Source organism: Scandinavium lactucae (assembly GCF_033843265.1).
GTDB lineage: Bacteria > Pseudomonadota > Gammaproteobacteria > Enterobacterales > Enterobacteriaceae > Scandinavium > Scandinavium lactucae.
Window position 1 is genome coordinate 26,116 of sequence record NZ_JAWXRD010000029.1, and the last position, 14,810, is coordinate 40,925.

Annotated in this window: 15 protein-coding genes; 7 read left to right on the forward strand and 8 right to left on the reverse strand. The window is 54.0% G+C overall.

All coding sequences use genetic code 11. From position 1 onward, the window contains the following. Nucleotides 1-8: 8 nt before the first annotated feature. The 8 genes from SIK69_RS10650 to SIK69_RS10685 are packed head-to-tail and all read right to left on the reverse strand — an operon-like array spanning nt 9 to nt 8,028. A complete protein-coding gene (locus SIK69_RS10650) occupies nt 9-1,388 on the reverse strand; it encodes a glycosyltransferase family 2 protein (protein ID WP_319628611.1) in 1,380 nt (459 codons plus the stop codon). Nucleotide 1,389: 1 nt separating this feature from the next. Then, nucleotides 1,390-1,833 carry a flagellar export protein FliJ gene (fliJ, locus tag SIK69_RS10655; protein WP_319628612.1) on the reverse strand — a complete coding sequence of 148 codons (444 nt, stop codon included), beginning with the start codon at nt 1,831-1,833 and terminating at the stop codon, nt 1,390-1,392. Between the two features lie 6 nt (nt 1,834-1,839). Beyond that, nucleotides 1,840-3,159, reverse strand: a complete 1,320-nt coding sequence (gene fliI / locus SIK69_RS10660) for a flagellar protein export ATPase FliI (RefSeq protein ID WP_319628613.1) — start codon at nt 3,157-3,159, stop codon at nt 1,840-1,842. Beyond that, nucleotides 3,152-3,898 (reverse strand): flagellar assembly protein FliH, encoded by a 747-nt coding sequence (gene fliH / locus SIK69_RS10665; protein ID WP_319628614.1) that lies wholly within the window; start codon nt 3,896-3,898, stop codon nt 3,152-3,154. Before fliH ends, fliI begins: the two co-directional genes overlap by 8 nt. 3 nt (nt 3,899-3,901) lie before the next feature. Continuing rightward, complete coding sequence (locus SIK69_RS10670; RefSeq protein WP_319628615.1) at nt 3,902-4,936, reverse strand: flagellar motor switch protein FliG; 1,035 nt, start codon at nt 4,934-4,936, stop codon at nt 3,902-3,904. Then, nucleotides 4,911-6,590, reverse strand: coding sequence for a flagellar basal-body MS-ring/collar protein FliF (gene fliF / locus SIK69_RS10675; RefSeq protein ID WP_319628616.1), 1,680 nt, complete (start codon nt 6,588-6,590; stop codon nt 4,911-4,913). Before fliF ends, SIK69_RS10670 begins: the two co-directional genes overlap by 26 nt. A 10-nt stretch (nt 6,591-6,600) precedes the next feature. Beyond that, nucleotides 6,601-6,975, reverse strand: a complete 375-nt coding sequence (fliE, locus tag SIK69_RS10680) for a flagellar hook-basal body complex protein FliE (protein ID WP_319628617.1) — start codon at nt 6,973-6,975, stop codon at nt 6,601-6,603. A gap of 21 nt (nt 6,976-6,996) precedes the next feature. Further along, the gene (locus SIK69_RS10685; protein WP_319628618.1) at nt 6,997-8,028 is read right to left on the reverse strand and encodes a sigma-54 interaction domain-containing protein; all 1,032 of its coding nucleotides are present in this window, start codon (nt 8,026-8,028) and stop codon (nt 6,997-6,999) included. A gap of 536 nt (nt 8,029-8,564) precedes the next feature. Between SIK69_RS10685 and SIK69_RS10690 the strand changes: the two genes are divergently transcribed. From SIK69_RS10690 to SIK69_RS10720, 7 genes are read left to right on the forward strand one after another with little or no spacing between them, the layout of a single operon-like run. Further along, entirely contained in the window at nt 8,565-9,392 is an 828-nt protein-coding gene (locus SIK69_RS10690) for a FliM/FliN family flagellar motor switch protein (RefSeq protein WP_319628619.1), read from the forward strand. Further along, nucleotides 9,385-9,786 carry a FliM/FliN family flagellar motor switch protein gene (locus tag SIK69_RS10695; protein WP_319628620.1) on the forward strand — a complete coding sequence of 134 codons (402 nt, stop codon included), beginning with the start codon at nt 9,385-9,387 and terminating at the stop codon, nt 9,784-9,786. The genes SIK69_RS10690 and SIK69_RS10695 overlap by 8 nt, the downstream gene beginning before the upstream one ends. Further along, nucleotides 9,783-10,535 (forward strand): flagellar type III secretion system pore protein FliP, encoded by a 753-nt coding sequence (gene fliP, locus SIK69_RS10700; RefSeq protein ID WP_319628621.1) that lies wholly within the window; start codon nt 9,783-9,785, stop codon nt 10,533-10,535. The genes SIK69_RS10695 and fliP overlap by 4 nt, the downstream gene beginning before the upstream one ends. 2 nt (nt 10,536-10,537) lie before the next feature. Further along, a complete protein-coding gene (gene fliQ, locus SIK69_RS10705) occupies nt 10,538-10,810 on the forward strand; it encodes a flagellar biosynthesis protein FliQ (protein ID WP_319628622.1) in 273 nt (90 codons plus the stop codon). A gap of 6 nt (nt 10,811-10,816) precedes the next feature. After that, on the forward strand, nt 10,817-11,590 hold the full coding sequence (gene fliR / locus SIK69_RS10710; RefSeq protein WP_319628623.1) for a flagellar biosynthetic protein FliR: 774 nt from the start codon (nt 10,817-10,819) through the stop codon (nt 11,588-11,590). Next, nucleotides 11,587-12,723, forward strand: a complete 1,137-nt coding sequence (gene flhB / locus SIK69_RS10715; protein WP_319628765.1) for a flagellar biosynthesis protein FlhB — start codon at nt 11,587-11,589, stop codon at nt 12,721-12,723. The genes fliR and flhB overlap by 4 nt, the downstream gene beginning before the upstream one ends. Next, nucleotides 12,710-14,806, forward strand: a complete 2,097-nt coding sequence (locus SIK69_RS10720) for a flagellar biosynthesis protein FlhA (RefSeq protein WP_319628624.1) — start codon at nt 12,710-12,712, stop codon at nt 14,804-14,806. Before flhB ends, SIK69_RS10720 begins: the two co-directional genes overlap by 14 nt. Nucleotides 14,807-14,810: the final 4 nt, after the last annotated feature.

Genomic DNA, 14,810 nt, shown 5'->3' on the forward strand with positions numbered 1-14,810 from the left:
GGCGTTTGTCACTGAAAATTTTTACGGAAAAACCAGTGGGTACAGTCGATCGTTGCCCCACTCGTCGGGTCGTGTATCTCAGGTAAAAAGGCGAAACTCGGCTGCAAACCCAGCCAGCAGTGCGACTGCATTTGTGCAGGCCAGCAGGCATCAAGGCTGTTCGCCTGTCGGTAGTGTTCAAGCAGCGTCGGGATATAAGCACCGTTGACCGCATAGGCACACCCGCAACCCGCGTCCAGTACCCGCGCCACGCCGGGCAGCGCTTTAAGGGGAGAAATGCTGTTGTAACGCGCCCCCAGCAGCACCACCTGCCAGTCAATATGCGGCAGACGCGTCAGCAGCCGGTTGACCGTTTCCAGAGACATCTCTTTACGCACAAACTTCGCATTGGCATCCAGCAGCAGCACGCTGCTCCACTGTTCACGCAGTGCCTGCTCAAGCACCTGGCAGTGCCGTTCGAGTTCGCTATGCATCGGATCGTATGCAAACGGCACCAGCAGATCTTCCTTCAGACCCAGCGAAACCAGCGACCGCAGCTGCGCCGCAAGCGATTCGGGCTGGCGGGGATCGTAAAGCACGGCGATCCGGCCAAACGCCTGCCACTCGACGGACGCGCTCAGCGGCGCTTGACTTAAACGCCGATAGTGGCTCAGCAGGTTGCGATCGGTGACGAAATCTTCCAGCGTGAGATCGACGGGTTGGGAAGAACCCAGCACAAAATCCTTATCGTAGGTATTGGCGCTATGGGAAATGCATAAAATCGCCTGGCGCGGATCGATCTGTTGGATTGGCGTCGTAAAGTTGTTCAGGAACGCCTGCTCTTCCGCGAGTGTCGCGGTGTCTTCATAGCGATGATTTTTAAGGAAGTTACGATGGTAGCCGAACGTACCGTTAAGCGCATGGCGTTCGCCAAACGCATGGGTACGGTAGATTTTATCGAGATGGCTGTACCAGATATAAATGGTATCACTGCCGGAAAACAGCGCGTTGTTGTTCTGCATCGCCGCAACCTGCATGCTGATTTTATTCGGCGGATAATAGTCATCATCATCAAAGCAGAGGATATATTCCCCTTTCGCCATCTCGTTGAGCATGTTGCGTTTTTTGCCAAGATCGAGACGTTCCGGGCTATGCACATAGCGTACGTTGCAAGCTGCCGAATCGACCATCATGTCGATCAGCTCCTGGTTGCTGTTCTCTGAGTCATCCAGAATAATCAGCTCGCGCTTGTCTGCCGGGTAATCCTGATACTGGAAGATATAGAGCAGATAAGGCAGAAACGCCCGGCGGTTCCAGGTGGGGCATACCACGCTAACGAAAGGCGTTGCGTGGGGCTTTTTCTGCTGCTGGCGTTTCAGCAGCGTCTGCATCAGGTTAGGGGTAGTCATCTTATCGCTGCCGTTTTGCCTGATGTTGCCTCAGCCAGCACTGGGCCGAGAGTGCGTCTGTGTTTTTCTGGTCACGACGATCCTGCGCCAGGCGCTGATCCGCCCGCCGGGATGCCAGCACTAACTCCAGGCTTTTTTCCCGACGGGATTCTGCCAGCAAATTGCCCTGTAACTTTTGCGCCTCTACGCTCGCCAGGGCCTGCTCCTGTTTTTGCCAGTCGATGACCCGCTGAATATGGCGTTTATATACCGACTGGTTGTTCAGCATCACCGCGCCGCTCTGGGCGTCCTGAACGCTGTGAGTCACCAGATTCGACAGCGCGTGAATGTTCTTCTCCAGCCGCTGACAAAGTTGATGCTGAGAGGCCAGTCTGGCGCTCAGATCCTGTACCGCACGGTGGCGCAGCGTCTGGAGTTGCTCCAGGGTTGAAATCAGTTTTGTCATGGTGAATTATCCTGCCTGTGCGAGTACGTTCAGGTCAGCAATGGTTTTTTCGAGCGGGGCCGCATCCTCAACTTCCTGTTGCAGAAAACGGCTGATCGCCGGGGAAAGGTTGACCGCTTTGTCGGCCAGCGGATCGGCCCCGGCCACGTAGCCACCCAAAGGAATCAACGGCTTAATACTCTGGTATTCGGCATAGAGCTGCTTGAGCGTGCGGGCAGAACGCTGATGTTCCCTCTCCGTTACCTGGCTCATACAGCGGCTGATCGATTGTCCAATATCGATAGCCGGATAGTGACCGGCCTCTGCCAGATGGCGGGACAAAACAATGTGGCCGTCGAGCACCGCCCGGGCGCAGTCCACAATCGGGTCCTGCTGATCGTCTCCTTCCGCCAGCACCGTATAAATCGCCGTCATTGAGCCGTGGCTTTCGCTGTTCCCCGCACTTTCAACCAGTTTTGGGATCAGGCCAAACGCCGACGGCGGGTAGCCTTTGGTCGCCGGAGGTTCACCCAGCGAGAGGGCAATTTCACGCTGTGCCATGGCGTAACGCGTCAGGGAATCGACCAGCAACAGAACATCTTTCCCTTTGTCGCGATAGTAGCTCGCGATGGTATGACAGAGCTCAGTGGCTTTTATCCGCATCAACGGCGATTCATCCGCAGGGGCCGCCACAATCACCGATTTTCGGCGTCCGGCCTCGCCCAGCGAATGCTCGATAAACTCTTTGACTTCGCGTCCACGCTCGCCAATCAGTCCGACTACCACCACTTCGGCCTGGGTGTAGCGGGTCATCATCCCAAGAAGTACGCTTTTACCGACGCCGCTGCCTGCCATTAGCCCCACTCGCTGACCTTTGCCGATCGTCAGCAGACCATTGATGGCCCTCACTCCCACATCAAGCGGAGCGTCAACCGGCTGGCGTTTCAGGGGATGCACCTGCGGTAACTGCTGGGGTAATACGGTATCGCCGGTCAGTTTGCCTTTATCGTCGATAGGCTCACCCAGGCCGTTAACCACCCGCCCCAGCCACTGATCGCCAATCAATACGCCCTGCTGCTTGTCCGCGGGATAAACGCGCGCCCCCGCCATCAGCCCGGCGGGCTGCTTAAAGGGCATCAGGAAGGTCACATCCCGGTCAAACCCGACCACCTGCGCGTCAATCAGTTCGCCTTCCGCCCCCTCCACCTGGCAGAGTTGGCCCACGGCCAGTTGGCATCCGACACACTCAAGCAGGATCCCGGCGACGCGTACCAGTCTTCCCGCCACACGCGCCAGATTGATGTTCTCAAGTGAGCGCAGGACCTGTTCAAATTGGGTGTCACTCATCGTGCGATTCCGGCAACAGGTTCGCTTTTAGGGCATCCATACACTGATCGAGACGATGCTGGCACCCTACGTCCATTTCGGTGGTGTTGGTTACCACCCGACACTCTCCGGGAGGAAGATCGGGATCGGCGGTTAGCCCCCAGTACACCGCTTTGTCAGGCTCTGCCTCGCTGATGCGCCGATGCTCGTCACTGTTCAACAGCACTTTGACCTGCTCCGGCTGTTGAGGCAGTGCGCTGAGTGCTTCCTCTACCAGGGTCAGGATCTGTGTCGGATGCAGGGTCAGTTCGCAGCGAATAACCTGGCGAGTCACTTTTTCCACCAGCTGGAGCAACTCTTCACGACGACGCTGTTCATAGTTCGCCATGAAGGACTCCATCGAGGCGATGATGTTGTCCAGCGGATGGGCCGCGTCAAGAAACTGCTGACGCGCCTGCACTTTTCCCTCTGAGCGCCCTTTACGCACGCCCTCGTCAAAGCCCAGCCGGAGCCCCTCCTGATATCCCTCTTCCTTGCCCTCTTCCAGCCCCTGAGCAAAACCGCTGTTCAGACCCTCCTGAAACCCTTGCTGCAGCTGAGCCTGTAGCGCTGCGTCGTCCATCAGAGGGCGCGCATCATCGGACTGGCCCTGCGCCGGGCGGCGTTTACGCAGCGGCGGGAATTTATGCAGACGTGGTTTAATCACCGCCTGTCGGCTGCTGGTGAGCGCGCTGAGAGGTAAACTCTGTTTTTTGTACATGAGTTACTCCATGGTCTGCTCGGCGAAGAGTTGCACCTGAATTTCCCCTTCTTCCGCAAGCTGGCGCACCGTGGCCATGATCTCTTTACGCACATGCTCCACACGGCTGACGGGCACTGGCCCCAGACGCGTAGTGGTGGATTGCAGTAACGACACCTGACGTTTTGGCATGACGTTGAAAATGGCCTGGCGCAGAACCGGTTCGGTGCCTTTAAGCGCCACCGCCCACTCCTCAATGGCAATTTCCTCCATCAGACGCTGAAGCGTGGCTGGGGTCTGGCGGCTGAGGATAAAGAATTCGTACATCTCCTCTTCCAGTTCATCCACCACTTCGGCATCGCGCTCGCGCAGCTGATCGAGCAACTGCTGCTGGTTGCCCGGAATACGGTTAACAATGTTGGCCGCATGTTTGATCCCCACCACTTTGGACCCATGCTCAGAGAGCACCGCGACGCCGCGCTCAATCAGACGATCCAGCTCGTCGATGACATCGCGGTTGACGTCATCCAGGCGGGCAATACGCCAGACTATCTCGTCCTGACGCTCCTGCGACAGCGCGCTAAGCACGCCCGCTGCCACATCCGGTGGCAGGAATGCCAGAAACACCGCCTGCAACTGCAGGTGCTCTTGCTCGATAAGCGCAGCCAGTTGAGGAATATCTACCCATTGCAGACGCGCCATGCGGTGGCGAATTTCATCCCCGTAAATACCGTTAATCACGCTGCCGGCAATCTCGCCGCCCAACGCTTTTTCGAGGATACTGCGCAGGTAGCTCCGCGACGCACCATTGATGCCGCTCTGTTCGCGGTAATCATCAAAGAAGTTATTCATCGCATGACGCGCCTGTTCGACCTTTACACCATGCAGACGCGCCATGGTATCGCTCAGCAAAATCACCTCGTCGCGGTTCATTTTTTGCATCACTTTTGCTGCGGCTTCTTCACCGACGCTGAGCAACAGTATGGCGGCCTGTTCGAGTCGGCTGCGCCCTGCTTTTACACCACCGTTGCTGCTATTGCTTGTTGTCAGTTCGCTCATTGCTGTTGATCCATTGTTTCAATACTTCAGCCATACGTTCGGTTTCGTTTTCTGCCAGCATTTGCAGGTATTCCACCTTGGTTTCAAGGCCAGAACTTTGCGGCGGCAGTTCAGCGTCCTGATTGAATGCCGGACCCGGCAGACCGGTCAGGCCGGATTCTGTCGTGACCATTTCGTTTTCAATGGCATCGTTTTGCGCTGGGCCATCAATCGCCGCTAGCTCATCCGGTCCACGACGGGCATAACGTTGTGCTAATGGCCGCAGCCCGAATAGCAGCGTGAGCAGGACAAGCAGGCCGATACCGCCATTCTGCCCCCAGTACTGAATGTTGGGGTCTTGCCACCACTTCAGTTCCGGGAAGCCATCCACCGTTTTTTCTACGAAGGCCAGACGGTCCAGCGTCAGGGAATCCCCGCGCGTTTTTTCAATGCCTGCCGCATCCTCCACCAGCCGCGTCAGCGCAGTCAGTTGTTCTGGCGTCATACTGGCAAGCGAAGGGGCAGACTGATTTAATGCCACCGCCACGCGCAGTTTTTCGAGCTTATAGCCAGGGTGGCGGATATGACGGATGTCGCGGTCAAAGGCGTATTTACGCTGCTCCTGGCTGCGGCTGGAAAGTGAGCGCGGATCGTTGGTTTGCGTTTGCGTTTGCGCAGTCTGCTGATTCGCCTCCACGGGAGGTGTTGCCGTTGGTGCAGGCTGATTGACCGGGCGGTTGCTCAGGGAGCCTGGGATCCCCATTGCCAGTTCGTTGGTGGTATTTTCGCGCGAGATGTTTTCATCGCTGACCTGCGGCTCTTTACCCAAACGCTCCTGGGTCTCTTCCACGCTGCTCATGTCAACGGTTGGCGTCACGCTGATGCGGAAATTCTCATTACCAAACAGCGGCGTTAACAGCCTGGCGATATTGTGGGTTGTTTCGTTTTTAATCCGCTCAATAACGTCGCGTCCCTGGCGAATGTTCGCCAGATTCGCGCCACCCTGCTGGCCGTTTTCTGACAGTAGGTTCCCGGCCTGATCCACCACGCGCACGCTGGCAGCCGGCATCCCGGGTACGCTGCCCGCAACCAGTTGAACAATGGCCGCCACCTGCTGTTCGTCGAGGTGTTTGCCATAACGCAGCTGGAGCATGACTGACGCACTGCTCTGCGGTTTGTTGGTCATGACAAACGAGCTGGACTCGCTCAGGCCCAGATGCACACGCGCATTTTCAACCGGATCAAGCGCCATGATACTGCGAGCCAGTTCGCCCTCAAGGCTGCGCTTATAGCGAACGTTTTGCACAAACTGACTGCTGCCGAGCATCTCCTCTTTATCCATCAGCTCGTAGCCGTCGGGCATCACGGCGGTAATGCCTTTTGCCGCCAGCGCCATACGCGCCCGCGGTAATTTATTTTCCGGGACCAGAATTTGGCCGTTATCAGGGTTGATGCGATAGGCAATCGCCTCCGCCCCCAACACCTCGACCACCTGAGCCACTGGCAGCTTTTCCGCGCTGCCATACAGCGCGACATACCCTTGGTTACTACGCCAGAGGGAATAGACAATCGCCGCAACCAGCAGCCCGCCCCCCGCCGCAATCAGCCATTGCGGTTTCAGGCGTCCAGTTGGAAGGGATAATGCAGAAACTTTATCTTTTAACTTAGTCAGCACGAGGTAAACCTTACAGCGGAGTATTCATCACTTCGTCGAGCGCAGTGGTGAGCTTATTACGCACCTGCATCATGGCAGAGAAGGCCACGCTGGCCTTTTGCGACTCAATCATTGCCCCGGTCAGGTCGTCGCTCTGGCCCAGCTCAATGGCTTTTTGTTTCGCCCCGGCGGAATGTTGCAGGGCATCAACATTGTCGATGGCGCTATTCAGGACCTGTGAAAACGAGAGGTCCCGAGTCGCGTTGATGCCCGGCAAAGAGACGCCTGGCGCAATGCGTGCGGTCTCGCCCGTTGCGCCTGAGGCGGCAACCGCCGCGGTGTTATGCAACCTGTCCAGCATCGCCTGTTGGCTGGCGGACAGACCAATAGCGGTAATTTTATCCATATCGTTATTCTCTTCTGCGCGTTACGAGTAGCATTCGATATCAATACCTTCCTCGCGCATTGACGCGAGTCGGTAACGTAACGCCCGAGGGGTTATGCCCAGGTACGCCGCCGTTTTGGACTTATTACCGTTATGGCGTTTCAGTAATTCAATGATGTACTGGTACTCCGCCATACGGCCATGAAGTTTGACGTTACCGATAGCCGAAGGCGTCGGCTGCTGCTCGCGATAGGGAGGCATCAGTTCAACGGTTGAAACCGCGGGTATGGATGCGGGAACAGGCAACCCGAAATCGTTGGCAGTAATCTCTTCGCCGTTGCTCAGGATCATCCCGCGCTGTATGACATTCTCCAGTTCGCGCACGTTTCCCGGCCAGTCGTAAGCCAGAAGCGCCTGACGGGCTTCATCGCTGAGACGGATATTGCCTTTGTGGAAGGCTTTATATTTAGCGATAAACCGCATCGCCATTGGAATAATGTCCAGACGGCGTTCACGCAGTGGCGTAATGTGAATCGGCACAACTGAAATACGGTAAAACAAATCCTGGCGAAAACGCCCTTCCGCAATTTCTTGCTGCAGATCTTTATTGGTTGAGGCAATCAGACGAATATCCAGCGGTATTTTTTTATGGCTCCCCAGACGTTCTACTTCCTGCTCCTGTAATACGCGCAGTAATTTTGCCTGAAGTGCCAGCGGCATATCACCAATTTCATCCAGCAGCAGTGTACCGCCATTTGCCTGTTCGAATTTCCCGGCCACACCGGTTACCGCACCGGTAAATGCGCCCTTTTCGTAGCCGAAGAGCATCGCTTCCAGCATACTTTCAGGAATCGCTGCGCAATTTATTCCCACATACGGGGCATCGGCACCTAAGGCATTTTCATGGATGTAGCGCGCAACACATTCTTTCCCTGTACCCGTTTCGCCTGTAATGAGTACCGACACATTATATTTAGCAACACGGCGTGCTAATGAAAATACATTTACGCTTTCAGGCGCACTGGCAACGAATCCATTTTCATTACGGACTTCATGTTCAATAACAATACTCATAACAACTCACCAACATTTAAGCTAATTGTTAACCTGGAGCGTATACGGGCCTAATGCGCCAGTGACGGCGCATTATAAAAAGGCAAGTATTCGATATGGGTGACGAGAATTAATCGGATATTTTTCAATACCGAAACTCATGATTGGTGCGCATTATAACGCCAGCTTAGGAATTGTCTTGCTTTTAATGGGTATTAAAATGTTAATCTTTAAATTTCATAGAGTTACAAAAGTTATTAATGAACATCAATCGCTCAAAATAACCAATTAATAATCCCACGCATCTTGATTATGACATTTAAACAGCGTCTAATTCATATCCCTAATAAAGCCCGTCGAGCATGGGCGCTGGAACATGTAAATCGTCTGACTTACCCGTTAAAGCGACACGATTTCACAGAACTTAAATATTTTTTCTGCCACTAAGCAAAATCCTTACAGCGTTACCTTTTTGCTTTTGGCAATTTTTATGCGGAAGACCTATGCAAGCAGCTTCTCAGCGAATCAGAATCTACCAACGTCAGGATCTCCCCGATATGGTAAAGCTCGATGTGAGCAAGCTTGGACGTCCCTGGCATAAACTGCCAAAGATGATGAACGATAGTTTCGATATCTTTGACGCGCGTTTAAGCATTTATTTTCTGAAAAAACTTCGCGTCAACGTTGAGTTGAAATCGATAACCTTTGCTATCGATCAGAACTATAAAAACACCCAACTGTTTTCGACGCCTTTGGGTTCAATTGCATTTAATATTGAACGCACATTATTATTACAAATTCTTCACGACTATTACGGGCTGGAAAAAGAGAGCCGAAATAAATCTCTGGATATCCATCAGCCGGTAACAAAAACAGAAGACCGTTTAAAAAATAAAATTGGTCTGGATCTGACGCGGCTATTAATTGATAAAGAAACATTCGGCCAGGACCTGGAGATTAAAAGCGACAACACCACCGTGATTAACCAATGGTCATGGTGTATGACCTTCACGCTGGAAGGATACGAGCAGGGAAGTTTTACGCTGTTATTTGATAACGCCCATGTCGATCACATGCTGGCGACACTGCGCTCCCCGGAATCTGAACACGCCTCCAGTCGTCAGGCACCGCCCACCCAGGCGCAAATTGAGCGTCTGTTTTATGGCATGCCACTTAAATTCAGCGGACACGTTGCCAGCCTGAATTTAACCGTGGCTCAGCTGGCGAAAATTAAACTGGGTGACATCATCCCGGTAAACATTAATGACAACGTTCCGGTATACATCGGAAAAGAACAGATTTTTGACGCCAAAATCGCAGAAGATCGCGGCAAGTTATTACTCTGTGAATTTAACGACAGAACCATTGAGAAGCATTATGAGTGATCTGCAACAAGACCTGAGCCAATCCCTGGATTTTGGTGACCTGAATCTCGCAGAGATGCCGCGAGAAGAGACCGTTGAGGGCAACATTCGCCTTGACCTCCAGGCTGAACCCGAATCCCCATCTGGCATTGACGAGCTGCGCAAAATGGCGCTGTTCAGCCGTATTCCAGTGACCCTGACGCTGGAAGTTGCCTCTGTCGACGTGACACTGGCCGATCTGATGACCGTCAGTCATGACTCAGTGATTGAGCTGGATAAAATGGCGGGTGAGCCGCTGGATATCAAGGTGAATGGCATTCTGTTTGGTAAAGCCGAAGCGGTGGTATTGAACGATAAGTACGGCCTGCGGATCCTGGAGTTCAACAGCAAAGAGCTGGGCGAGTTAACACGATGACACCGCGACTTCGCACTTTACTGCCCGTTTTTGTGCTGGGCGGTGTGCTCTTTTCACCCCAGTTGCTGGCCGCCAATGGCGATATAACGCTTTTTAGCTCTGCGGCCACCGACGGCGGTCAGGATTATAACGTCAAGATTGAAATTCTGATCCTGATGACCCTGCTGGGTCTGCTACCGGTGATGCTGATGATGATGACCTGCTTTACGCGGTTCATTATCGTGCTGGCCATTCTGCGCCAGGCGCTGGGGCTACAACAAAGCCCGCCAAATAAAATTCTGACCGGAATTGCACTGGCGTTGACGTTACTGGTTATGCGTCCGGTATGGACCACGATTTACCAGGATGCGATCGTGCCGTTTCAGCGTGACGAAATCACCATGAAACAGGCATTCGGCAAAGCAGAAGTGCCACTGAAAAACTTTATGCTGACGCAAACGAGTAGTAAGGCGATGTCGCAGATGATGACGATCGCTGGCGTCACGGGCGATCCTCAGCAGCAGGATTTGACCGTCGTTACGCCTGCCTATCTGTTGAGCGAGCTGAAAACCGCCTTTCAGATTGGCTTCATGATTTACATTCCGTTCCTGGTTATCGACCTGATCGTCGCCAGTATTTTGATGGCGATGGGGATGATGATGCTGTCACCGCTGATTGTCTCTCTGCCCTTCAAGCTGATGCTGTTTGTGTTGTGTGACGGCTGGACGCTGATTGTTGGCACGCTCACGTCAAGCGTCCAGGGAGTATAACGATGGTCACGATGGATATTGCCGGCGATATTATGGCAACCGGCATCAAACTGGTGCTGATTATCTCAGCCGTGGCTATCGTTCCAAGCCTTATCGTCGGCCTGTGCGTCAGTATTTTCCAGGCCACAACCCAAATTAACGAACAAACACTGAGCTTCCTGCCGCGCCTTCTGGTCACGCTGGGGGTATTAATTATTGGCGGTAAATGGATGCTTACCCAGTTGGTGGACTTCACCGTCAATATTTTTCAGCAGGCAGCGGCACTGGTGGGCTAGCAGGCAATGGGTATTGATATTCATGCGCTGATTAACCCTTTGCTGGCGTTAGTCCTTCCCTTTTTTCGCATCCTGTCTTTTCTGCACTTTTGTCCGGTGCTGGATAACCGCGCCTTCAGTCGACGGATCAAGACCGTGCTCGCCCTCGCGCTGGCCGTCATCATCACCCCCATGCTGCCGGAAAAGGTACTGCTTAACGACCTGATGTCGATGCGCACACTGCTGCTGATCGGCGAGCAATTGCTGTGGGGAATGCTGTTTGGTATGGCCATGCAGTTAGTGTTCGTGGCGCTACAAACCGCCGGACATATTCTGTCTATGAATATGGGGCTCGGGATGGCGATGATGAACGACCCGGTGAACGGCAGCTCAACCACCGTCATTTCACAGATTATCTATACCTTTTGCGGGCTGCTGTTTTTCATTATGGAGGGTCATCTGCTGGTAGTGACCATTCTCTACAAAGGCTTTGTCTGGTGGCCTATCGGACAGGCTGTCAACAACCCCACCCTGCTGCTTATTGTTCAAAGTCTGGGCTGGATCATGTCGTCAGCCACGCTTATTGCCCTCCCCACCACCTTTGTGATGCTGATCGTACAGGGCGGTTTCGGCCTGCTGAACCGCGTTTCACCTACGCTGAACCTGTTCTCACTGGGCTTCCCCATTAGCATGCTGTTCGGCCTGCTCTGTATTTCGATGATGATTACCAATATCCCCGACCACTATCTCAACCTGACCAATGAAATACTGGCCAGGCTCGAAGCCGTGAGGACAAACTGATGTCAGGCAGCGGAGATAAAAGCGAAAAACCCACCGCACAAAAGCTACGCAAAGCGCGTGAAAAAGGCGACCTGCCGCGTTCGAAAGACCTCACGATGGCCGTGGGGCTGCTGGCCTCGTTCATGACGCTGAGTACGTTTTTCCCCTATTACAAACAGCTGGTCGAGGAATCATTTACCTCGGTCGGGATGATGGCCGGGCGACTCGACGACGACACGGCACTGAGCCAGTTTTTAATGCTTAACGTGTGGGTGCTTTTACGTTTTATCGCCACCCTGGTGCCGATTCCGGTGGCCTGCTTCGTGGCAAGCCTGGTGCCCGGCGGCTGGATTTTTACCGTTTCTAAGCTCAAACCCGACTTTAAAAAGCTCAGCCCGATTAGCGGTGTCAAACGTCTGGTTTCCAGTAGCCATTATGTCGAAGTCGGCAAGATGATGCTCAAATGCGGCATTATTCTCGCCGTGTTATACAACATGGTGCATAGCTCATTGAATCCTCTGCTCCATTTGCAGCGTCTGAACCTGAATCAGGCGATCCATCAGGGGTTCGGCATCCTGCACCATGTGCTGGTCTACTTTATTACCGTGATTGTTATCTTCGCCCTGCTGGATGTTCCGCTCACCAAATTCATGTTCACCAAAAAGATGCGCATGACGAAACAAGAGGTGAAGGAGGAGTACAAAAACAACGACGGTAACCCACAGATTAAGGGGCGGATACGCCAGCTACAGCGACAGATGGCGATGGGCCAAATCAGCCGTACCGTGCCCGACGCCGACGTGATCATCACCAACCCGACTCACTATGCGGTGGCGCTGAAATACGATCCCAATAAAGCGGAAGCCCCCTATATCGTGGCGAAGGGCATGGACGACATTGCCCTGCATATCCGTGACGTGGCCCGTCACCATCAGATTGAAATTGTTGAGTTTCCGCCCCTCGCGCGTGCGGTCTACCACACCACGCGCGTGAATCAGCAGATCCCCGCGCAGCTTTTCCGCGCTATTGCGCATGTGTTGACGTATGTCATGCAGCTTAAATCCTGGCGGACCGGCCAGCGCTTACAAAAACCCAGCCTGAACAGGCAGATAAACATTCCAAAAGAGGTCTTAAAAGCCGATGGCGAACAGTAAGTTACAGCAGACGCTTGCCATAATCAGTAAAGCGCATCCAGGCGTTCCGATACTGCTTCTCAGCGTACTGGCAATGGTGATGCTGCCGTTGTCTCCGCTGATGCTGGATATTTTGTTTACCTTCAATATCGTGCTGGCGGTGGTGGTCCTGCTGGTTGCGGTCAATATGCAGCGTCCGCTGGAGTTTGCCGTCTTCCCGACGCTGCTGCTGATAACCACGCTGATGCGTCTCACCCTGAACGTGGCCTCCACCCGCGTGGTGCTGCTCCACGGCCATGAGGGAGAAGGCGCGGCCGGTAAGGTTATTGAGGCATTTGGTCAGGTCGTGATTGGCGGCGACTTTGTCGTCGGCTTCGTGGTCTTTATCATCCTGATGATCATCAACTTTGTGGTGGTCACCAAAGGGGCCGAACGTATTTCCGAAGTCTCCGCCCGTTTTACGCTGGATGCCCTGCCGGGTAAGCAAATGGCGATCGATGCGGATCTTAACGCTGGGCTGATTAACCAGAATCAGGCCAGAGATCGGCGTAAAGAGGTCGCCAAAGAGGCCGATTTCTACGGGGCGATGGACGGTGCCTCGAAGTTTGTCCGTGGTGATGCTATCGCGGGCATAATGGTGCTGATCATCAACGTTATTGGCGGGATCTGTATTGGTATCTTTAAATACAATCTCGATGCCGGCCATGCGTTCCAGCAGTACGTCCTGCTGACTATCGGTGATGGTCTGGCCGCGCAAATCCCTTCCCTGCTGCTGGCGACCGCGGCGGCGATTATCGTGACCCGCGTCAGCGATGGCGATGATGTAAGCGATGAGATTAAAACGCAGCTCCTGGCCAAACCGCAGGTGCTGTATACCGCCGCCTTCGTGATGTTTATCCTGGCGATTGTGCCCGGTATGCCGCATATCGCTTTCCTCTGCTTTAGCGCCCTGCTGCTGTTTGCCGCCTGGCGGCAAAGCAAGGTGGTGAAACCCGCTGAGGAAGAGTCGGATTACGACGCGATTAACGATGCGCTGACGACGGATGCCGCTCCGTCCATCAACTGGGAAAACATCCCGCTGGTCGAACCCATTGGGCTGAATCTGGGGTACAAACTGGTGACGCTTATCGATACGGCAAAAGGCAGCCCGCTCTCGCAGCGTATCCGCGGTGTTCGTCAGGTGGTTTCCGAACAATGCGGCGTGCTGCTGCCCGAAATCCGCGTTCGCGAAAATTTCCGCCTCAAGCCCGCCCAGTATGCGATCTACATCAACGGCATCCGAACGGCGCTTGGCGAGGTCTATGCCGAGAAGCTGATGGCGATTCCGGGGGCTGAGCTTTACGGTGAAATCGATGGCGTGCTGGACACCGATCCCGCTTACGGCATGGCTATCGTCTGGATCGATCCTGAACAGAAAGCCAAAGCGCTGAATCTGGGCTATCAGGTGGTGGATTGCGCCAGCGTTGTCGCCACACATGTGAACAAGACTGCCCGCGAACACCTGCCGGAACTGTTTAATTACGACGATATTACCCATCTGCACGCGCGGCTGGCGCTCCAGGCACCGAAGCTGGCGGAAGATCTGACCAACGCGCTCAATTTCAGTCTGTTGTTACGCATTTATCGTCAACTGCTGCTCGAGCAGGTGTCGCTCAAAGATATTGTCACCATCGCCTCAACCCTGCTGGAGAGTTCTGCGGTCACCAAAGATCCGATTCTGCTGACAGCCGATGTGCGATACGCGCTGCGGCGGGCGATTATTCATTCTATTAACGGGGATCGCCAGAAACTGGCGGCGTATACCATCGATAATGCGCTGGAGAATATTCTGTTGGGTGCGCTCAATCAGTCACAGCAGGCGGGCAAGGTGGCGCTGGACAGTTTTGCTGTTGATCCGAACATTCTGACGCAGTTGCAAAACACCATGCCGGTTATTCAGGAGCAGATGAAAGCGAAAGGGATGCCGCCGTTGCTGCTGGTCACGCCCCAGCTACGGCCATTGATTTCACGCTATGGTCGCCTGTTTGCCAGCAACCTGCATGTGCTTTCTTATAACGAAGTGCCGGATGACTGTGATTTAACCATCGTGGGAACCCTCGCCTGAGTGC